This window comes from Bradyrhizobium sp. 187 (genome assembly GCF_023101005.1).
Lineage (GTDB): Bacteria > Pseudomonadota > Alphaproteobacteria > Rhizobiales > Xanthobacteraceae > Bradyrhizobium > Bradyrhizobium canariense_D.
Window position 1 is genome coordinate 5,881,605 of record NZ_CP064693.1, and the last position, 18,365, is coordinate 5,899,969.

Annotated in this window: 18 protein-coding genes; 3 read left to right on the forward strand and 15 right to left on the reverse strand. The window is 64.0% G+C overall.

Annotation, left to right across the window (positions count from 1 at the left end; genetic code table 11):
• Positions 1 to 22 precede the first annotated feature (22 nt).
• The 3 genes from IVB19_RS28490 to IVB19_RS28500 all read right to left on the reverse strand — a co-directional run bounded on the left by IVB19_RS28490 (position 23) and on the right by IVB19_RS28500 (position 3,199).
• Positions 23 to 1,345 carry an ABC transporter substrate-binding protein gene (locus IVB19_RS28490; protein ID WP_085385128.1) on the reverse strand — a complete coding sequence of 441 codons (1,323 nt, stop codon included), beginning with the start codon at positions 1,343 to 1,345 and terminating at the stop codon, positions 23 to 25.
• A gap of 94 nt (positions 1,346 to 1,439) precedes the next feature.
• Positions 1,440 to 2,144, reverse strand: a complete 705-nt coding sequence (locus IVB19_RS28495; RefSeq protein WP_085385127.1) for a hypothetical protein — start codon at positions 2,142 to 2,144, stop codon at positions 1,440 to 1,442.
• 29 nt (positions 2,145 to 2,173) lie between these two features.
• Positions 2,174 to 3,199 carry an ABC transporter substrate-binding protein gene (locus IVB19_RS28500; protein WP_018454353.1) on the reverse strand — a complete coding sequence of 342 codons (1,026 nt, stop codon included), beginning with the start codon at positions 3,197 to 3,199 and terminating at the stop codon, positions 2,174 to 2,176.
• Positions 3,200 to 3,337: 138 nt separating this feature from the next.
• Here IVB19_RS28500 and IVB19_RS28505 point away from each other — a divergent pair, with 138 nt between their 5' ends.
• Positions 3,338 to 3,787, forward strand: coding sequence for a cupin domain-containing protein (locus IVB19_RS28505; RefSeq protein ID WP_085350257.1), 450 nt, complete (start codon positions 3,338 to 3,340; stop codon positions 3,785 to 3,787).
• A gap of 39 nt (positions 3,788 to 3,826) precedes the next feature.
• On the opposite strand, the gene IVB19_RS28510 is transcribed toward IVB19_RS28505, so the two are convergent.
• Together IVB19_RS28510 and IVB19_RS28515 are read right to left on the reverse strand one after the other, a co-directional pair.
• Entirely contained in the window at positions 3,827 to 4,612 is a 786-nt protein-coding gene (locus tag IVB19_RS28510; protein WP_247820402.1) for an ABC transporter permease, read from the reverse strand.
• Positions 4,612 to 5,430 (reverse strand): ABC transporter ATP-binding protein, encoded by an 819-nt coding sequence (locus IVB19_RS28515; protein ID WP_247820403.1) that lies wholly within the window; start codon positions 5,428 to 5,430, stop codon positions 4,612 to 4,614. The genes IVB19_RS28510 and IVB19_RS28515 overlap by 1 nt, the downstream gene beginning before the upstream one ends.
• Before the next feature lie 145 nt (positions 5,431 to 5,575).
• Between IVB19_RS28515 and IVB19_RS28520 the strand changes: the two genes are divergently transcribed.
• Both IVB19_RS28520 and IVB19_RS28525 read left to right on the forward strand, forming a co-directional pair.
• Positions 5,576 to 6,358 (forward strand): ATP-binding cassette domain-containing protein, encoded by a 783-nt coding sequence (locus tag IVB19_RS28520; RefSeq protein WP_247820404.1) that lies wholly within the window; start codon positions 5,576 to 5,578, stop codon positions 6,356 to 6,358.
• On the forward strand, positions 6,355 to 7,914 hold the full coding sequence (locus IVB19_RS28525; RefSeq protein ID WP_247820405.1) for a glycine betaine ABC transporter substrate-binding protein: 1,560 nt from the start codon (positions 6,355 to 6,357) through the stop codon (positions 7,912 to 7,914). Before IVB19_RS28520 ends, IVB19_RS28525 begins: the two co-directional genes overlap by 4 nt.
• 56 nt (positions 7,915 to 7,970) lie before the next feature.
• Here IVB19_RS28525 and IVB19_RS28530 read toward each other — a convergent pair whose 3' ends face one another.
• The 10 genes from IVB19_RS28530 to IVB19_RS28575 form a co-directional block, all read right to left on the reverse strand.
• Positions 7,971 to 9,683 carry a sulfatase-like hydrolase/transferase gene (locus tag IVB19_RS28530; RefSeq protein ID WP_247820406.1) on the reverse strand — a complete coding sequence of 571 codons (1,713 nt, stop codon included), beginning with the start codon at positions 9,681 to 9,683 and terminating at the stop codon, positions 7,971 to 7,973.
• A 232-nt stretch (positions 9,684 to 9,915) separates the two neighbouring features.
• Positions 9,916 to 10,206 carry a DUF1330 domain-containing protein gene (locus tag IVB19_RS28535; RefSeq protein ID WP_018454346.1) on the reverse strand — a complete coding sequence of 97 codons (291 nt, stop codon included), beginning with the start codon at positions 10,204 to 10,206 and terminating at the stop codon, positions 9,916 to 9,918.
• A gap of 62 nt (positions 10,207 to 10,268) precedes the next feature.
• On the reverse strand, positions 10,269 to 11,120 hold the full coding sequence (locus tag IVB19_RS28540) for an SDR family oxidoreductase (RefSeq protein ID WP_247820407.1): 852 nt from the start codon (positions 11,118 to 11,120) through the stop codon (positions 10,269 to 10,271).
• Positions 11,121 to 11,571: 451 nt separating this feature from the next.
• Positions 11,572 to 12,591 carry a ketol-acid reductoisomerase gene (gene ilvC / locus IVB19_RS28545; RefSeq protein ID WP_007600992.1) on the reverse strand — a complete coding sequence of 340 codons (1,020 nt, stop codon included), beginning with the start codon at positions 12,589 to 12,591 and terminating at the stop codon, positions 11,572 to 11,574.
• A 147-nt stretch (positions 12,592 to 12,738) separates the two neighbouring features.
• The gene (locus tag IVB19_RS28550; RefSeq protein WP_247820408.1) at positions 12,739 to 13,341 is read right to left on the reverse strand and encodes a LysE family translocator; all 603 of its coding nucleotides are present in this window, start codon (positions 13,339 to 13,341) and stop codon (positions 12,739 to 12,741) included.
• A 7-nt stretch (positions 13,342 to 13,348) separates the two neighbouring features.
• Positions 13,349 to 14,224 carry an EamA family transporter gene (locus IVB19_RS28555; RefSeq protein ID WP_247820409.1) on the reverse strand — a complete coding sequence of 292 codons (876 nt, stop codon included), beginning with the start codon at positions 14,222 to 14,224 and terminating at the stop codon, positions 13,349 to 13,351.
• Positions 14,225 to 14,293: 69 nt separating this feature from the next.
• Positions 14,294 to 14,983 (reverse strand): class I SAM-dependent methyltransferase, encoded by a 690-nt coding sequence (locus tag IVB19_RS28560; RefSeq protein WP_007613338.1) that lies wholly within the window; start codon positions 14,981 to 14,983, stop codon positions 14,294 to 14,296.
• Between the two features lie 3 nt (positions 14,984 to 14,986).
• Positions 14,987 to 15,529 (reverse strand): acetolactate synthase small subunit, encoded by a 543-nt coding sequence (ilvN, locus tag IVB19_RS28565; protein ID WP_007613340.1) that lies wholly within the window; start codon positions 15,527 to 15,529, stop codon positions 14,987 to 14,989.
• Between the two features lie 23 nt (positions 15,530 to 15,552).
• Entirely contained in the window at positions 15,553 to 16,536 is a 984-nt protein-coding gene (locus IVB19_RS28570; protein WP_247820410.1) for a threonine dehydratase, read from the reverse strand.
• 5 nt (positions 16,537 to 16,541) lie between these two features.
• On the reverse strand, positions 16,542 to 18,317 hold the full coding sequence (locus IVB19_RS28575; RefSeq protein ID WP_247820411.1) for an acetolactate synthase 3 large subunit: 1,776 nt from the start codon (positions 18,315 to 18,317) through the stop codon (positions 16,542 to 16,544).
• Positions 18,318 to 18,365: the final 48 nt, after the last annotated feature.

Sequence of the window (18,365 nt, forward strand, 5' to 3'; positions counted from 1 at the left end):
CTCCTCTCTGCGCGCATTTGCGCTACTGGTTGCTGTAGGTGGTGCCCTTCGGCAGCGGCAGCACGGCCTCGCGCTGCGCCTGGCTCTTGGGCCACACCACGGAGGACTTGTCGTCGATGTACTGGATCACGACCGGGAACGAGCGCTCGTTCTGCCCGGCCATCGGCGTGCCCTCGCCGTAAAACTTCACGCCGAAGCCGAGCATGGTGCCCCCTTCGGGAATATCAGTATCGAGGGCAGCCTTGCGCAGCGCATCCGGATCGACCCCGCCATACTTCTTGATCGCGCGCGGCAGCACGTCATTCATGAACACATAGGTGTTGGACGCACCGATGCCGACATGCGCCGAGCGGATCGCGACGCCGGGCCGGATCTTGTCGAATTCCTCGCCAACCATCTTGATCACAGGCGGGAGCTTGGGATCCATGGTCTTCTGGTTGGCAAGCCAGATCGAGATCGGGTCTGTGTTGAAGATGTAGGTGGCATCGGCTCCCATGCCTTCCTTCAGTTTTTCATAGACGCCGTAACCCGCGCCGTGCCCCATCAGCGCGCCGAACTTCAGCCCCTGCTCGCGCGCCTGACGCAGCAACAGCGTGATATCAGGGTTGTAGCCAGTGTGGAAAATGACATCGGGCTTGGCGCGCTTCAGCTTGGTCACCAGCGCGGAGAGGTCAGGCGCGGTGGCTGAATAACCCTCCTTCATCACGACGTTGAAGCCCGCCTTCTTCGCGCCGGCCTCGTTGCCTCTGGACACGTCGACGCCATAGGCGCCGTCCTCGTGAATGATGGCGACGCGCAGATCCTTCGGCTCCTTGTCGAACTTCGCCTTGGCGTTCTGCGCGATGAAATCCATCGTCATCATGCCGAACTGGTCGCCGCTCGCCTGCGGGCGGAAGACGTATTTATAACCCTTCTCGTTGAACACGGCCGACGAGATGCAGGTCGTCATCCACATGAACTTCTTGAGCTGCTCGACGCGGGCGGCCACCGGCACGCATTGCGCCGAGGAGAAGAAGCCGAGCACCATGTCGACCTTTTCCTGCTCGAGCAGGCGGACGGATTCGTTGATCGCGATGTCGGGCTTGCTCTGCGCGTCGGCATAGACCGCTTCGATCTTGTAACCCTCGACGCCGGTCCTGGCGAAATGGTCGAGGATGATCTTTGCGCCGATATAGCCGAGCTCAGAGCCGCCGCCGGCGAGAGGCCCGGTCAAATCGAAAACGACGCCGATCTTGATCTTCTTCTCTTTGCCTTGATCCTGAGCCTGGGCGGACGCCGCCAAGCCCGTCGCTGATATCGCGACCAACAGCCCACGTACCAAACGGGCAGCCATGCGCACGCGCATCAAAACCTCCCTGGACGATTGTGCATTGCATTCTTTTTGGTTTATATTTTCGCCCATCACATGGGCTGAGCGCAGCGATGTCAAGCCTCGCGCATCAGCGCAACGCGAACTGCTGCTCGACGAAGGCCGTAACAAATCGCGGCATGGACGGCGTGAGATCGCTCACCCCGCGCACGAGATGAATGGCCGAGAGCTCTGGCTCGGCCTCGCCCGCCAGATTGGCTTCGATCCGCGCACGCGCCACATCACCCGGCATGTCCAGGTTGACGATTTGCAACATCGCAATCGTCGGGCCGGTGACGACGCAGTGCCAGTCCGGCTCGACCCGATAGTCGGCGGCGGTCAGGCCGGTCTCTTCCTCGAGTTCGCGGATCACGCTGCCGGGAATGTCCAGCGTGTGGCCCCTGACGTCTTCGAGATCGGGCGTACCGGACGGGAAATAAATCCGGCCCGCATTGGCGGTGTGCTGCGCCATCTCACCCATGACGAAGGCGCCGTCGGAGGCGCGCAACGCGCCCATGCCAAAACCGTTGAACACGGCCTTGTCGGGAAAACCCCAATCGCGCCAGGCGAGGAAGCTCGCGAAATCGGTCTCGAAATAGGTCGCGGAAAGATGCCCGTCGGCGAACGTTGCATCACGCCCGAGCAGGACGCGACCGTTCCAGATCTTTGGCCGCTCGCGCTGCTTCTCGGCGAAATGCGTGGCGATCTCGGCGCGCCGCTCCTCCGCGAACGCCCAGACGATCGGCCGCACGGCAAGTTCAAGCGTCGTGACCCGATGAATGATTGGTGACGTCATGACGCCTGATGACCACGCCTTCGCGTCAGTTATTTGACGCTTCCCGTGGTCTTCTTGGCCTGCTCGACATACTTGTTGGTGAAGGTCTTGCTGACGTCGATCTTGGCGTTGGCGACCTCGGGCGATCCAACGCTGAACACCGCGAGCACGGCGTCTGCACCCTTCGGGTCCATCTTGCCGGTCTCGGAGAACATCGGGATCGTGTTCTTGAGTGCCGCGAGATAGAGGTCCTTGTTCTTGCCAACCGTCTCCTCCGGCATCTTCGCCATGATCTCCTCGGGCGAGTGCGAGTGGATCCAGGCGAGCGTGCCCAGGATCGCGTTGGTCAGCGCCTGCGTCTCCTTCTCGTGCCCGGCGACCCAGGCCGCGGTCGAGTACAGCGCGCCGCCCGGATATTCGCCGCCGAACGTCTCAAGCGTATCCTTTTGCGTGCGGGTGTCCGAGAGGATGCGCAGATCCTTGTGGCTGCCCTGGAGCACGGTCACGGAGGGATCGAGCATCACGGCCGCATCGATCTGGCCCTGCTCCATGGCGGCGACCGCAGTGGCGCCGAGGCCAACGCCGATCACGGCGGTGCTGGCGGGATCGACGCCATTCTTCTTCAGCATATACTTCAGGAAGAAGTCAGTGGAGGAGCCGGGCGCGCTGACGCCGACCTTCTTGCCGGCGAGGTCCTTGATCGACTTGATCTCGTTGGTGTGCGACGGCGAAACCACCAGCACGAGGCCGGGATAACGGTCATAGACCACGAAGGCCTGAAGCTCCTGCTTCTTGGCCGCGAGGTTGACGCAATGGTCGAAATAGCCGGAGACCACGTCGGCGCTGCCGCCGAGCACGGCCTTGAGCGCGTCCGAGCCGCCCTTGAGGTCCACGAGCTCAACGTCGAGACCCGCCTTGTCGTATTCGCCGAGCTGCTTTGCCAGCACCGTCGGCAAATAGCACAAACAGGAGCCGCCGCCGATCGCGATCGTGACCTTGCTTTGCGCCGCGGCAAGACCGGTGGTGAGCGTCAGCGCGAGCAGCGCGCCCGCGAGCCTGGCTATCGTGTTCTTCATTGGTTTCCTCCGTTCGGCTGGCGGCACCATAAAGCAGCCGGGCTGGCTTGAGAAGCAGGACCGAAGGCGCTGGCCATCGGCCTTTCGGCGCAATAGCATGAAGCCCACAAGAACAATTCTTGATGGGGAGGATCATCCATGAATCGCCTTGCAATCGGACTGTCGATCGCCACCGCTTTTGCCGCCGGATGCGGCGCAACCCACCTGCTGCGGCCGGCGCTGGCCGCGGAGAACATCACTCCGCAGATCATCCACACCGGCGAGATGGAGGGCGACGCGCTGGGGAACGCCAACGCCGTCGGCTACCGCTCCAAGACGTTCGCAAGCGCCGATGGCGCCACCATCTCGATCCAGGTCGGCAATGTGCCCAAGCACATGCATCCCAACACCAACGAGATCCAGTACATTTTAGAGGGCACCGGCACGATCTGGTTCGGTGACAAGGAAGTCACGGTGAAGCCGGGCGACCTCGTCATCATCCCGAAGGGGACGCCGCATGGCGGCACCAAGCCGATCAGCGGACAGGTCAAGGCGATCGCGATCAAGACGCCGCCGCAGGCGCCCGATGACACCAAGCTGCTGGACTGATCGATCCGGCGCTCGCGCGTTGCGCCGGCCCCTTGCGGCCTAGCCGCGTCCGTCCACGGTCGGGCGCCACACCAGCAGTCTCCGCTCCACCAACGTCACGCCAAAGTCGATCAGGATGACGAAGGCCGACAGCACGAACATGCCGGCGAACACGCCGGCGACATCGAAGATGCCTTCAGCTTGCTGGATGAGATAGCCGAGCCCCGCCGCCGATCCGAGATATTCGCCGACGACGGCACCGACCACGGCAAAGCCCACCGACGTGTGCAGCGAGGAGAACATCCACGACAGCGCCGAGGGCCAATAGACGTGCTGCATCAGCTGCCGCTCGCTCATGCCGAGCATGCGGCCGTTATCGAGCACGGTGCGGCTGACCTCCTTGACGCCCTGATAGACGTTGAAGAACACGATGAAGAACACCAGCGTCACGCCGAGCGCGACCTTGGACCAGATGCCCAGCCCAAGCCACAGCGCGAAGATTGGCGCCAGCACCACACGCGGCAGAGCGTTGACCATCTTGACGTAGGGATCGAACACCGCGGCGACCAGCGGCTGGCGCGCGAACCAGAAGCCGATCAGCACACCGCCGGCCGATCCAATCACGAAGGCCAGTATCGATTCCGTCAGCGTGATGCCGAGATGCTTCCAGATCACACCGGACGAGAACCATTTGACGATTTGGGCGAGGACATCGACCGGATTGGAGAAGAAGAACGGCGGCAGCAGGATCTTGCCGAACACGGGCACGGTCGACAGCAATTGCCACAGCGCGAGGCAGACCACCGCGACCAGCACTTGCAGCGTAAGCAGCGTGACGCGCGACATCAGACCGCCTCCGCCGCTTGCGTGGACTGCGCATAGCCTTTCATGACCTCGTCCTTGAGCACGCTCCAGATCTCGCGATGAAGCGCATGGAAGTCCTTGTCCAGCCGCACTTCAAAAATGTCGCGCGGGCGCGGCAGGCTCACGCGCCAGTCGCCGATGATGCGGGAGGACGGCCCCGCCGACATGATCACGACGCGGTCGGCGAGCGCGATCGCCTCTTCCAGATCATGGGTGACGAACAGCACGGCCTTGCGGTCGGCGTTCCAGAGGTCGAGTAACAGGTTGCCCATCACCTGCCGGGTCTGTGCATCCAAGGGCCCGAACGGCTCGTCCATCAGCAGGATCTTTGGATCGCGGATCAGCACCTGCGCCAGCGCCACGCGCTTGCGCTGGCCGCCCGAGAGCATGTGCGGATAGCGGTTGGCGAAGGCGCCCAAGCCGACCGAGGTCAGCCATTTCTGCGCCCGCGGCAGTGCCTCGCTGCGCGGCGTGCCGCTGACCTCGAGCCCGATCGCGACGTTGTCGAGCGCGGTCTTCCAGGGGAACAGCGCATCGGCCTGGAACAGGTAGCCGGCGTCCCGGTTCAGCCCGGCAAGTGGCTGGTCGAATATCCTGACGCTCCCGGCAGCCGGCTTCAGCAGCCCGGCCGCGACGTTGAGCAGCGTCGATTTCCCGCAGCCGGTCGGGCCGACGATGGCGACGAACTCGCCCTGCGCCACCGTCAGATGCGCCTTCTCCACCGCCGTATAGACCCGCTCGTCGCCCAGCTGGAACGCGACCTTGGCATCTTCCAGCGCCACTGCCGTAGGCGTTATCATATGCTTCCTCCGAACTTGGCCCGATGCCTTAGCCGCTCGCGCGACCAAGTTCAATCAAGCCGCCAAGCGTGCTACGCATGGGCCTTGTCATCCCCTCCCTTCCCCCTCCCTCCCTGGGGCGGGTCAGCGCAGTGAGCCCCGCCCGATGCCGTCCAGGCCGATGATTGGCTATGCCCACGTCACCAAGAGCTTCGGCGCGCTCAAGGCCGTGGACGATGTGTCACTCGACATCGCCGAAGGCGAATTTGTAGCCGTCGTCGGCGGCTCGGGTTCGGGCAAGACGACGCTACTGCGGCTCGCCAACCGCCTGATCGAGGCGGATGGCGGCACGATCACGGTCGAGGGCGACGACGTGCAATCGGTCGATCCGGTCGCGCTGCGGCGCCGCATCGGCTACGTTTTCCAGAGCGGCGGACTGTTCCCGCATCTGAGCGTCGCCGACAATATCGGGATCACGCCGAAGCTGCTCGGCGTCCCGGCGGCGGATATCGCAACACGGGTCGATGAGTTGCTCGAGCTCGTGCAACTCGACCGGGCCGCCCATCGCGGGCGGTTGCCGGATGCGCTCTCGGGCGGCCAGCGCCAGCGTGTCGGCGTGGCGCGGGCGCTTGCGGCAAGGCCCCGCATCGTGCTGATGGATGAGCCATTCGGCGCGCTCGATCCCCTTACCCGCGATGCGCTCGGCGACGATTTTCGCGAGCTGCACCGCAAGCTCGGCCTGACCACCGTGATGATCACCCACGACATGACGGAAGCGATCCTGCTCGCCGACCGCATCGCGGTGATGCGCAGCGGGAAGCTGCTGGCGCAGGGCACGCCAGTGGAGCTCTCGAAAAGCAGCGACGCCTACGTGCTGGAGCTGCTGCGGACGCCGCGACGCCAGGTCGAGCGATTGAACGCGCTGCTGCTAAAGGGCGGGGCGGCATGAGCCTTTTCACCGATCCGCGTTGGGGCGAAGCGCTGGCGCATTTGCCCGACTATCTCGGCAACCACGTGCGGGTGAGTCTCGCCGCGCTTGCGCTCGGCCTGATCGTCAGCCTGCCGCTGGCGATTCTGACGCGCAACCGTCCCACGCCGCGCGCTGTGCTGCTCGCGCTCGCCAGCATCGTGCAGACGGTGCCCGGGCTGGCGCTGCTCGCGCTGTTCTATCCGCTCCTGCTGCTCGCGGCCTCCGTGGCGCTGGCCTGGTTCGGCGTCTCCTTCTCCGCTTTCGGCTTCCTGCCGGCGATGCTGGCGCTGGCGCTCTATTCGATGCTGCCGGTGCTGCGCAATGGCATCACCGGGCTCAACGGCATCGATCCCGCGCTGATCGAAGCCGCTCAGGGAGTAGGCATGACCGCGCGGCAGTCGCTGGTGATGGTCGAACTGCCGCTGGCGCTGCCCGTCATGATGGCGGGGATCCGCACCGCCGCGGTGTGGGTGATCGGCACCGCGACGCTGTCGACCCCGATCGGGCAGACCAGCCTCGGCAATTATATCTTTGCCGGGCTCCAGACCCAGAACTGGGTGTTCGTGCTGTTCGGCTGCTTTGCCTCGGCCCTGCTGGCGCTCGCCGTCGATCAACTGCTCGGCCTGATCGAGAGCGGCTTGCGCTGGCGCAGCCGCGTGCGTGCGGGGCTTGGCGCGGCCGGGATCGCCGCACTGCTCGCCGCAACACTGGTGCCAACGATGGGGCGCTCGTCACAGAACTATGTCGTCGGCGCCAAGACGTTCGCCGAGCAGTATGTGCTGTCGGCGCTGATGCGGGACCGGCTTCAGGCCGCCGGTCTCTCCGCCGTCGCACGCTCCGGTCTCGGCTCGAGCGTGATCTTCGAGGCGTTGAAAGCCGGCGATATCGATCTCTACGTCGATTATTCCGGCACGCTCTGGGCCAATCAGCTTCACCGCACGGACATCAAGCCGCGCGCGGAGCTGTTGGCGGAGCTGCAGACAACGCTTGCGAAGGAGAACATCACCCTGCTCGGCGAGCTCGGTTTCGAGAACGCCTATGCGCTGGTAATCCCGAAGAAGCGCGCCGAGGCGCTTGGCATCCGCACCATCGCCGACCTCGCCGCGCATGCTTCGACCCTGTCGATCGCCGGCGACTATGAGTTTTTCTCGCGACCCGAATGGGCGGCGCTGCAAAAAGCCTATGGCCTCTCGTTCCGCGCCCAGCGCCAGATGCAGCCGGACTTCATGTATGCGGCCGTCGCCAGCGGCGAGGTCGATGTCATCGCCGGCTACACCAGCGACGGGTTGATCGCAAAATACGATCTCGTTGCGCTCGACGATCCCAGGCACGCGATCCCGCCCTACGATGCGATCCTGTTGCTGGCCCCAAAGCGCGCCGGCGACGAACGGCTGCGGGCCGCGGTGAAGCCGCTGCTCGGCAAGATCGACATCGCGACCATGCGCGAAGCTAATTTGCGCGCCGCCGGCAATGACGCGAATTCGTCGCCGGATGCAGTGGCGAAATGGCTTTGGGAGAAGGTGGGTGGGCGGTAGCCGCGCCATTCGTTCGATGTCGTCCTGGCCTTCGCCAGGACGACGTTGGAGAGACGCTACAGCCCCCTGATCATCCCCGCATCGATCAGCAGCCGGTTAAGCCGGCGCGCTTCGGCCCCGTCCTTGCATCCGTAGAATATGCCCTTGCAGCGGAGCATGATCTCCTTCTGCTCGGCGAAGGACGGATCGAGCGGGATGCCGGCGGCTTCCTGGATGACCAGCGGCAGATACGGGCCGTCGACCGTGTCCATCACGGCCTCGCTTTTCACCGGCTCGAAATTGACGGCGTCGATCGCGTAGTAAGTCGCGTAGAGACGTGCGTCGTAGGCGTCGAGCTTCTTGCCGAGAGCGCCCTCGTCGAGCCCGGGCTCGAGGATACCGGGCGCGAATTCCGGCTGATGATCGCCGTAGCGCACGATCAGGAAGGGTTCGCCGGGAAATTTCTTCTTCAAGCCCGCGAGGAAAGCGTTGTACTGCTCGGCGCTCATCGCCTGCCGCCGCAGGTACTCGTCGATGGACGGCACATTGCCCGGTGCGCGCCAGTTCGGCAGCAGATCCGGGCGGAAGCGCGTCTCCCAGGGGAAATGATTGGCGCCGAGATAGATGAAGGTGAACAGCGGCTTGTTCGGCGTCCGCTCGCCCATCAGCCGGAGCGCCTTGTCGTAGAAGAAGCTATCCGGCTCGACATCCTTGGCGCCGAGATCCTTGGAGTCGAGGAAGCGTTCGATGCCGGTCGTCACCTGAAAGCTGCGCGCGGCCATGAAGCCGCCATAGGCGGGGTAGAGCGACATCGTGTCGTAGCCGCAGCGGCGCAGCGCCAGCGGCAGGCCGCGCTCGACACGGCCTGTTGCAATGCGCGTCACGAAATAGGCGAAGCGGCCGAACGAGCGAGACGACAACCCCGCGAGCACGTTGTATTCGGTGAACCAGCTCGGCCCGCCATTGCTCTCGGCCAGGAACGCGCGCTCCTTGCCGTCCCAGGATTTGAAATGGCTGCCGTAGCCGGCCGGCACCTTGATGCCCTGCGCGGCGCGGATGTCGAAGCTCGATTCATCATGGACCATGATGATGTTCGGCCGCCGGCCGGCAGGATGGCAGGCATCGACCAGCGGCATGTTGAGCCGTTCGTTGGTCGAAGCGGCCGACTCCATGAAGCCGTATTGCGCGAAGTCGGAGACCGCGCTGACGCCGGAGCGGAAGAACTTCGAGAGATAGCCGTCGTCGTAATAGCCGCGCCAAGCCTCGTCCGGATGGTAGAGCGAATAGCCGACCAGCGCGGCGAGGCAGGCGAGCATCGAGGCGAGCGCCGGTAGCCTACGGATGCGGAATGGGTCGAGCCACCACAGCGCATACATCAGCGGCAGCGTGACCAGGCCGGCCCCGATCACCGACCAGCGCAAATTCGGGAAGATCGTGAACAGGAACGCCACCGTGTCGCGGTCGATCATCATCAGGTCGATGAAGTTGGCCGTCATCTGCACGACGTCGTGCTTCAGCCGTGACAGCAGCACCAGCACCACGACCATAGTCAGCGACAGCGCACCCGAGAGCGCCGGCCGCCGCAGCAGCGCGATCCAGAAGAAGTTGAGGATGCCCCAGGCCAGCACGAAGGAGAGCCGTGCGCCGAAATCCGTCTCGGACTCGTACATCAGGACGAGCGCCGCGAGATGCGGCGCTGCAACCGCGAGCAGCCGCCAGATGCCGAGCGCGGCGACGCTTGCCAGCACGGCGGTCGTGGCAGAAGGACCTGGATTGGGCGCGGACGCCATCGACGACACGCAACTGCTGGTCCGGCACGGTGATGCCGAGCCGGCTGACCGGGCCTGCGGCGTTCGGCGCAGCCGGAAGGCCTGCACCGTGTCATAAAACTGTAATTGAACGGTCACGGACAAGCAACGCGTGTCGCGGTCCGACCTTCGCTTAATGTTAGCGGAAGCCGATCGGTCTCCGGGCCCAATTCGTCCCTAGGGCAAATCCCGCAGTGCAGAACCGACTTGCCGTCTAGTCGAGGCCTTCGACGCTGACCAGGCGGGCAGAACTGCAAGCGTCCCGGACCGCTTTGAGTCCCTGGTAGGTCGCGCCTGTGTAAAATGCCTCCCAGGCTGCGACGGATGGGAATTCCAGCAGAACGATCCTGCGGGGCTGCCAGTCTCCCTCGTAGACCTTGTGGGCGCCCCCTCGCGCCAGATATCGAGCTCCAGCGGCCTCCAAGGCGGGCTTCACGCCCAACATGAAGCTTTGGTACTGCTGCAAATCCCTGATCTCGACGTCGAAAATCACATAAGCCGGCATCTCAAGACGCTCCCACGATCGGAAATTGATCACCTGTCCGGCAATGGTCTCACCTCGGAGGCTCAGCCCTGCGGCAGCAGCCCCAGCCGCTTGGCGATGATGCGGTCGACTACACGCTTGGGCAGCGTGGCCGTCATCAAATGCCGCATCCGGTCCGGCGTGATCTGGTAGCGAACCTTGGGCCTCTCGGCGGTGAGCGCCTCGAAAACGACCTCGGCGATCCGCTCGGCCGGCAGCCCGGTCTCGCCGAGTTTCATCATGAACGCCATGACCTTGTTCAGTGCCGGCAGATAAGGCGAGTTCTGGTAGACCGAAAGATCGATCTGCTCGGCCTTGCTCCAGATCGGCGTCTTGACGGCGCCGGGTGCGACGATAATGACGTCGATGCCGAACAGCATCAATTCGCGGCGCAAGCTCTCCGACAGGCCTTCGATGGCATGCTTGGAGGTGCAGTAAGGCGCCGACAACGGATTGCCGTTCTTGCCCGCGACCGAACTGATCATCACGATCCGGCCCTTCGGTCCCTTCAGCGACGGGTCGGCGCCCAGCAGCGGCCCAAAGGCCTGCGTCGCGATGACCGGGCCCATGACGTTGATCTCCATCTGCCGGCGGAAGTCGTCGACCGACAATTCGAGCACGGGACCGGCGACCGCGACGCCGGCGTTGTTGACGAGACCGGCCAGCGTCTCGCCGCCCAGCACCTCGCGGACTTTTCGCGCAGCCGCGAGGACCGCCGCCTCGTCGGTGACGTCGAACAGCAGCGCCGTGAAGTTCGTACCGAATTCACCCATGAGCCGATCCGCATCGGCCTGCTTGCGGACACTACCGAAAACACGATAGCCGCGCCCGATCAGAAACTTCGCAATGGCCCAGCCGATGCCGGTGGACGCGCCGGTGACGACGACGGATCGCATGATCTTCCTCCCCAAGAGCTCCCGCGATCATGCAGGCGAAAGGTGCCGGGGCGCAATGCCGTCCACCGCTCAGTTCTTAAGTTGCAGCGAGGTGCGAACCTCGCGACGTGCGATTGATTGCATCCTGAAGGTATGGATGAAGAGCCGAATCCTTGACCCTGAAGACGCTGGGCTTTTGAGGATCGGAAGCTTCTGAGAAATTCCGAAAACAACGCGAGACCAAGAATGTGGTTTAAGCGTCAGTTCTTCATGCTCAGGGAGCACTTCAGCTCGCGAAGAATTTGAATGAAGCAGCAATGCTTCGCGCGAGACGAAAAGAGCGAGACCGCTGGTTGCGATCTCGCTCGAATATAATCGCGAAGATTTAAGAATTGGTTTGGCGAGCGAAGCTTGTGTTTTCGCTCGCGTGTCCGGATGCGGCGCAACCGATACGCCGCATCCGAACGGCCGCTTAGTTCTTCGACTTGTCGACCAGCGCGCCCTTCTTGATCCAGGGCATCATGTCGCGCAGCTTGGCGCCGACTTCCTCGATCGGGTGCTCGGCGAGCTTGGCGCGGGTCGCCTTGAACGAGGTCTGGTTGACCTTGTTCTCGAGCATCCAGTCGCGGGCGAACTTGCCGGACTGGATGTCGTTCAGAACCCGCTTCATCTCCTTCTTGGTCTCGTCGGTGACGATGCGCGGGCCGGTGACGTACTCACCGTACTCCGCGGTGTTGGAGATCGAGTAGTTCATGTTGGCGATGCCGCCTTCATAGATCAGGTCGACGATCAGCTTCACTTCGTGCAGGCACTCGAAATAGGCCATCTCCGGGGCGTAGCCGGCTTCGACCAGCGTCTCGTAGCCGCCCTTGATCAGCTCGACCAGGCCGCCGCAGAGCACGACCTGCTCGCCGAACAGGTCGGTCTCGCATTCTTCCTTGAAAGTGGTCTCGATGATGCCGGCACGGCCGCCGCCGACGGCGGAGGCGTAGGACAGGCCGAGGTCGTGGGCGTTACCCGAGACGTCCTTGGCGATCGCGATCAGGCAGGGCACGCCGCCGCCACGCTGGTATTCCGAACGCACCGTGTGGCCGGGGCCCTTCGGCGCGATCATCAGAACGTCGAGATCGGCGCGCGGGTCGAGCAGGTTGAAGTGGACGTTGAGACCGTGCGCGAAGACGAGGGCGGCGCCCTTCTTCATGTTGTCGTGCAGGTGCTCGCGGTAGATGTCGCCCTGGAGCTCGTCCGGGGTCAGCATCATGACCAGGTCGGCCCATTTGGCGGCCTCGGCGACTTCCATCACCTTGAAGCCGGCAGCTTCCGCCTTCTTGGCCGAGGCCGAACCCTTGCGGAGCGCAATCGCCACGTCCTTGACGCCGGAATCCTTCAGGTTCAGCGCATGGGCGTGGCCCTGGCTACCATAGCCGACGATGACGACCTTCTTGCCCTTGATCAGGTTCAGGTCGGCGTCGCGATCGTAATAAACACGCATGGTCGTTTCCTCGTTCAGGGGCCGGAATCGGCCGTTGGTCAGGTCTTGTCAGTCAGGTCTCGGACGGTGAAATTTGCGGATTTCGGGGGCTGTCTAGAGCATTTTCGGCCCTCTGGGAAACCCGTTTCTGCATGGAAAGCCGGGGCATCATGCATCCATGACCACGGGATAGAGGGACGCAAGCAGCAGGATGGCCATCAGGATGTTGAAGGCGCGGACCAGCCGCTCGGAGGTCAGCAGCGGCCGCAGTGCAGTGCCGAACAGGACCCAGACCACGGTCGAGACCGCGCCGACGAGTAGGCTGACCAGAGTCTGGATCGCGATATTGATGGGGAATTGGGCAATCGCCGCGTAGGCGGTGATTGTGCCGATCACGATCACCCAGCCCTTGGCGTTGATCCACTGGAACATCGCCGCGCCCCAGAAGGTCATCGGGCCGTGGCCGGTCTCGCTGTCCGGCGTGGTCGGGCCGGACAAAGCAATCACGGCGGCAAGGTAAATCAGATAGGCCGCGCCGGCGTATTTCAGAATGGTCTGAAGGATCGGATAGGTCAGAAACACTGTTCCGAGCCCGAGACCCACGGCGGCGATCATGAAAGCAAAGCCGATGACGATACCGGCGATGTGGGGGATGGTGCGCCGAAAGCCGTAGGTCAGGCCGGAGGCCAGCAGCATGATGTTGTTCGGCCCGGGCGTGAAATACATCACGACCATAAAGGCGAGGAAGGCATAGAAGAGCGAATAGGCCATAGTCACCTCAAGCGGTCTTCGGCAGGACCTGCGGACGCTTCGCGAGCACCATCACCGCGATACCGCCGATCACGGTGAGCATGCCGGCGAGACGCAGCGGGCCGAACCGCTCGCCGAACACGATGCTGGACGCCGCCGAGCCGACGAACGGCACCAGCAGCGCGAACGGCACCACTTGCGCGGTGGGATAGTCACGCAGCAGCCGGCCCCACAGCCAATAGGCGATGCTGGTGGAGATGGCGCCGATCAACAGCAAGCAAATGAGGCCGGTGAGCGACATGTGGACCAGCGACTGCCAGGTCGGCGTCGGTCCGTTGACGACCAGCGTGAGCGCGAACAGCGGCACCGCGGTGGCGAGGCACAACCAGGCGAACAGATCGAACATCGGCACGCCGCGGGCGCCCCGCAACAAGATATTGCCGACTGCAAAGCTGACCGGCGCGATCATCAGCACGGCGAAGGCACCGACGCTGAAATCATAGCCGACCGTGCCGCAGATCATCAAAAGGCCGATTGCTGCGATGACGATGCCCAGCGTCTGCACCGGCGTCGGCCGCTCACCGAATGCGATCGCGGCAAAGCCGATCGTGAACAGCGCCTGGCTCTGCACGACGACGCTGGTCAGCCCCACGGGCACGCCGTGAGCGATGCCATAGGCCTGGCTCAGAAACTGGCCGAGAAAGAGCGTGAAGCTGATCGCGATCAGGAGCGACCAGGCAATCTTCGGTTTGCGAATGAATAGGCACGGCACCGCGGCAATGGTGAAGCGCATCGCCGTCATCAGCTCCGGCGAAAATTCGTCGAGCGCGATCCGGCTCGCCACGAAGGCAAGCCCCCAGATGACCGCCACCAGGATGGCGATGAGGATGTCGGCCGGCTTCATTGTCGTTCCCGGTTCTGCCCTGTCGTGCAGCCCTGTTTGTTGTTCTGGTCGAGCCTTGCTCGCCGGCCGTTACGTGGAGGAATTGGGTTTCCGCAGCAGATAGGTGCCGTGCATCGGGGCGTGGTAATCGGCCGAGACCAGCGTGAAGCCGACGTCGGTCAGCATCCGCTCCATGACCCAGCCAAAAGTGGAATACTCGTCGCGCATGTGGGTGACGACACTTTCACGCGGGACATCGTGGTTCTTGATCTCAAAGTCGGCCCATTGGTCGACGTCGCGCTCGACGGCATCGGGCATCGAGGCGTAGACGATGTCGCGCAAATAGAAAGTGGCACCGGGCTTGAGCGCGCGATAGATCCGCGACATGGCTACCGCCTTCCAGAAATCCGGCAGATGGTGCAGCGTGAACTCGCTGACGATCAGGTCATAGGATTCCGGCCGATAGGCGAAGCTGAGCAGGCCGGCGGACTGCGTGCGCACGGGCGCCTTGCGGTCGCGCGCGTAGATCTCGGCGAGGGCCAGCATCGCGGGCGAGATGTCGATGGCATCGACCTCGGCGCCCATCAGCGCCGCCTCGGTCGCAAGCACGCCGTTGCCGCAACCGATATCGGCGATGCGCCAGCCGCGCTGGACGCCGAGCATTTTCAGCGCGGCGCGCGCGCGTAGATCGGCATCGTCATGACTGTCGTAGATCGAGGCCACTGCAGGCCCGATCCCCATCCGGTTCCGCTCGTTGTAATACCAGTCGCGCGCCAGCATGGCTCACATTCCTTCAGGCCCGCGACCAATCGCGGCAACACCGGTGCGCGACACTTCGACGAGGCCAAGCGGACGCATCAGGTCGATAAACTGATTGATCTTGTCTGTATTGCCTGTGATCTCGAACACGAAGCTCTCGGTGGTGGCGTCGATCACGCGGGCGCGGAACGCATCCGCCAGCCGCAGCGCCTCGACGCGATGCTCGCCCTGCCCGCGCACCTTGACCATCGCCAGCTCGCGCTCGATCGAGCGCTTGGTCAGCGTCATGTCGACGACACGATAGACCGGGATCATGCGGTCGAGCTGGTGCTTGATCTGCTCGATCACCATGGGCGTACCCGTGGTGACGATGGTGATGCGCGAGAGATGCTTCTGGCTCTCGGTCTCCGAGACCGTGAGGCTCTCGATGTTGTAGCCGCGCCCCGAGAACAGGCCGATGACGCGCGCGAGCACGCCAGGCTCGTTCTGCACGAGCACCGAAAGCGTGTGCGTCTCGTTCGGGTCGTGGCGCTCCTCGATGAAATAGGCGGATGCGGGCTGGTTCATTGTCGTCCCCTTCATTCTCGTCGTTACGCCGTCGCCCGATGAGCGACCGGCGCATCCGTTCCGACCCAACCGCGGAACAGATCGAAGTCGATATTGCCGCCGGACAGCACGAGACCGACGCGCTTGCCCGACAATCCTGTCTTGTCCTGAAGCGCCGCGGCGAGCGCGGCGGCGCCGGCGCCTTCGGCGAGATTGTGCGTGTCGGTCCAGAGCGCATGGATCGCGAGCGCGATTTCATCGTCCGTCACCTGGACGATACGCGAGGCGCCATTGAGGATGACCGCGAGCGCTTCCGGATCGGGAATCCGCGTCGCCATGCCGTCCGCGAGCGTGTTGCTGGTCTCGGTGGTCACCACCTGACCCGCCGCGAACGACAGCGCGTAGGACGGCGCCTCGGTCGACTGCACGCCCACGATCTCGGTCTTCAGGCCGAGCAGATCGCGCGCCATGATACAGCCGCAGATCCCCGAACCCTGCCCGATCGGCACATAGAGGATGTCGAGATCGGGCGCGGCCCGGAACAATTCGAGCGCATAGGTCGCCACGCCCAGCACCAGGTCCGTATGGAACGACGGCACCATGTGCAGCCCGGCGAACTGCGCGTGGCGTCCGGCTTCCTCGCGTGCGGCCTGAAAGTCCTCGCCGTGCTCAACGAGTTCGGCGCCGAACGCCTTCATCGCGCGGTTCTTCTCGACCGAATTGCCGCGTGGTACATAGATCACGGCAGGGACGCCATGGCGGCTCGCGGCAAAGGCGAGGCTCTGGCCATGATTGCCGCGCGTCGCCGAGATGATGCCCGGAATGTTCGGCCGTTCGCGCTTCAGCCGATCGAGATAGACCAACCCGCCGCGCACCTTGAAGGCGCCCGTCGGCGTGTGATTCTCGTGCTTGACCACGACCTGCGTGCCGAGCCGCTCGGCGAGCAGCGGCCAGGCGTGCGCCGGCGTTGCCGGCACCGCCTGCCCCACGATCGCATGTGCGCGTTCGAGCTCGTTCAGGTCGAACATCACGCTCACACCAGCGCCTTGCCGCCGGCGAACGCCTTTGCGGTGGCTTCGTCGTTCGCCTGCTCCGGCAACAGCATCTCATTGTGTGCCTTGCCGGAGGGGATCATCGGAAAACAGTTTTCCAGCGACGCGACGCGGCAGTCGAACAGCACCGGGCGCTTGACCGAGATCATCTCCTGGATGGCGCCGTCGAGATCGCCGGGCTTGTGCACCTGGAGGCCGACGCCGCCGTAGGCTTCCGCGAGCTTGACGAAGTCCGGCATCGCCTCCGAATAGGAATGCGACAGGCGGTTGCCATGGAGCAGCTGCTGCCACTGCCGCACCATGCCCATGTACTGGTTGTTCAGGATGAAGATCTTGATCGGCAGCTCGTACTGCACAGCCGTCGACATCTCCTGCATCGTCATCTGCACCGAGGCATCACCCGCGATGTCGATGACGAGGCTGTCGGGATGGGCAACCTGCACGCCAACCGCGGCCGGCAGGCCGTAGCCCATGGTGCCGAGACCGCCCGAGGTCATCCAGCGATGCGGCTCCTCGAAGCCGTAGAACTGCGCGGCCCACATCTGATGCTGGCCAACCTCGGTGGTGATGTAGGTGTCCTTGCCACGCGTCGCCTCGAACAGGCTCTGGATCGCATGCTGCGGCAGGATGACGTCGTTGCTCTTCCTGAAATAGAGCGAGTTGCGGGCGCGCCACTGCGCGATCTGCTGCCACCAGGCCTTGATGTCGGGCTTCTTCGCCTCCGCCTTGAACACCTGGAGAATGTCGCCGAGGATGTTGCCGCAGTCGCCGATGATCGGCACGTCGACGCGGATGTTCTTGTTGATCGAAGACGGGTCGATGTCGATGTGGATCTTCTTCGAGCCCGGCGAGAACGCATCGACGCGGCCGGTGATGCGGTCGTCGAAGCGCGCGCCGACACACAGCATGACGTCGCAATCATGCATGGTCATGTTGGCTTCATAGGTGCCGTGCATGCCGAGCATGCCGAGCCAGCTCTTGCCCGAGGCGGGATATGCGCCGAGGCCCATCAGGGTGGAGGTGATCGGAAAGCCGGTGACCTCGACCAGCTCGCGCAGCAGCCTGGTCGCCTCGGGACCGGAATTGATCACGCCGCCGCCGCTATAGATCACGGGGCGCTTGGCGCCTGCGAGCAGCGCGACGGCCTTGCGGATTTGCGCCGCATCGCCCTTCACGCGCGGCGCGTAGGAGCGATGCACGTCGGATTTGCGCGGCGGATGATAGGTGCCGGTCGCGAACTGCACGTCCTTGGGCACGTCGACGAGCACCGGGCCCGGCCGACCCGTGGTCGCAACGTAAAACGCCTCGTGCAGCACCTTTGCGAGATCGTTGACGTCGCGCACCAGCCAGTTGTGCTTGGTGCAGGGGCGCGTGATGCCGACGGTGTCGCATTCCTGGAACGCGTCGTTGCCGATCAGATGCGTCGGCACCTGGCCGGAGATGCAGACCAGCGGGATCGAGTCCATCAGCGCGTCGGTGAGCGGCGTCACCATGTTGGTGGCGCCGGGGCCGGAGGTCACCAGTGCAACGCCCGGCCTGCCGGTCGACCGCGCATAGCCCTCGGCGGCGTGGCCGGCGCCCTGCTCATGCCGAACCAGGATGTGCTGGACCTCGCTTTGCTGGAAGATCTCGTCGTAGATCGGGAGCACCGCGCCGCCGGGATAGCCGAAAATATCGGTCACGCCATGATCGATGAGCGCGCGGACGATCATCGCGGCGCCGGTCATCTGGTTCGGATCGTGGCTCTTGTCGCTCATTGGCTTGCTCCGGATGCGCTGTTGGCAGCGGCTTCGTTCGTGTCGGTC

Bases quoted from the DNA above. Each gene is read 5' to 3' on its own strand.
- IVB19_RS28535 (WP_018454346.1), bottom strand. From the start codon at position 10,206: ATGCCGGCTTATGTGATTTTCGACGTCGAGATCAGGGATTTGCAGCAG.
- IVB19_RS28495 (WP_085385127.1), bottom strand. From the start codon at position 2,144: ATGACGTCACCAATCATTCATCGGGTCACGACGCTTGAACTTGCCGTG.
- IVB19_RS28555 (WP_247820409.1), bottom strand. From the start codon at position 14,224: ATGAAGCCGGCCGACATCCTCATCGCCATCCTGGTGGCGGTCATCTGG.
- IVB19_RS28515 (WP_247820403.1), bottom strand. From the start codon at position 5,430: ATGATAACGCCTACGGCAGTGGCGCTGGAAGATGCCAAGGTCGCGTTC.
- ilvN (WP_007613340.1), bottom strand. From the start codon at position 15,529: ATGAACCAGCCCGCATCCGCCTATTTCATCGAGGAGCGCCACGACCCG.
- IVB19_RS28540 (WP_247820407.1), bottom strand. From the start codon at position 11,120: ATGCGATCCGTCGTCGTCACCGGCGCGTCCACCGGCATCGGCTGGGCC.
- IVB19_RS28530 (WP_247820406.1), bottom strand. From the start codon at position 9,683: ATGGCGTCCGCGCCCAATCCAGGTCCTTCTGCCACGACCGCCGTGCTG.
- IVB19_RS28525 (WP_247820405.1), top strand. From the start codon at position 6,355: ATGAGCCTTTTCACCGATCCGCGTTGGGGCGAAGCGCTGGCGCATTTG.
- IVB19_RS28490 (WP_085385128.1), bottom strand. From the start codon at position 1,345: ATGCGCGTGCGCATGGCTGCCCGTTTGGTACGTGGGCTGTTGGTCGCG.
- IVB19_RS28570 (WP_247820410.1), bottom strand. From the start codon at position 16,536: ATGTTCGACCTGAACGAGCTCGAACGCGCACATGCGATCGTGGGGCAG.
- IVB19_RS28505 (WP_085350257.1), top strand. From the start codon at position 3,338: ATGAATCGCCTTGCAATCGGACTGTCGATCGCCACCGCTTTTGCCGCC.
- IVB19_RS28520 (WP_247820404.1), top strand. From the start codon at position 5,576: ATGCCGTCCAGGCCGATGATTGGCTATGCCCACGTCACCAAGAGCTTC.
- IVB19_RS28500 (WP_018454353.1), bottom strand. From the start codon at position 3,199: ATGAAGAACACGATAGCCAGGCTCGCGGGCGCGCTGCTCGCGCTGACG.
- ilvC (WP_007600992.1), bottom strand. From the start codon at position 12,591: ATGCGTGTTTATTACGATCGCGACGCCGACCTGAACCTGATCAAGGGC.
- IVB19_RS28575 (WP_247820411.1), bottom strand. From the start codon at position 18,317: ATGAGCGACAAGAGCCACGATCCGAACCAGATGACCGGCGCCGCGATG.
- IVB19_RS28550 (WP_247820408.1), bottom strand. From the start codon at position 13,341: ATGGCCTATTCGCTCTTCTATGCCTTCCTCGCCTTTATGGTCGTGATG.
- IVB19_RS28510 (WP_247820402.1), bottom strand. From the start codon at position 4,612: ATGTCGCGCGTCACGCTGCTTACGCTGCAAGTGCTGGTCGCGGTGGTC.
- IVB19_RS28560 (WP_007613338.1), bottom strand. From the start codon at position 14,983: ATGCTGGCGCGCGACTGGTATTACAACGAGCGGAACCGGATGGGGATC.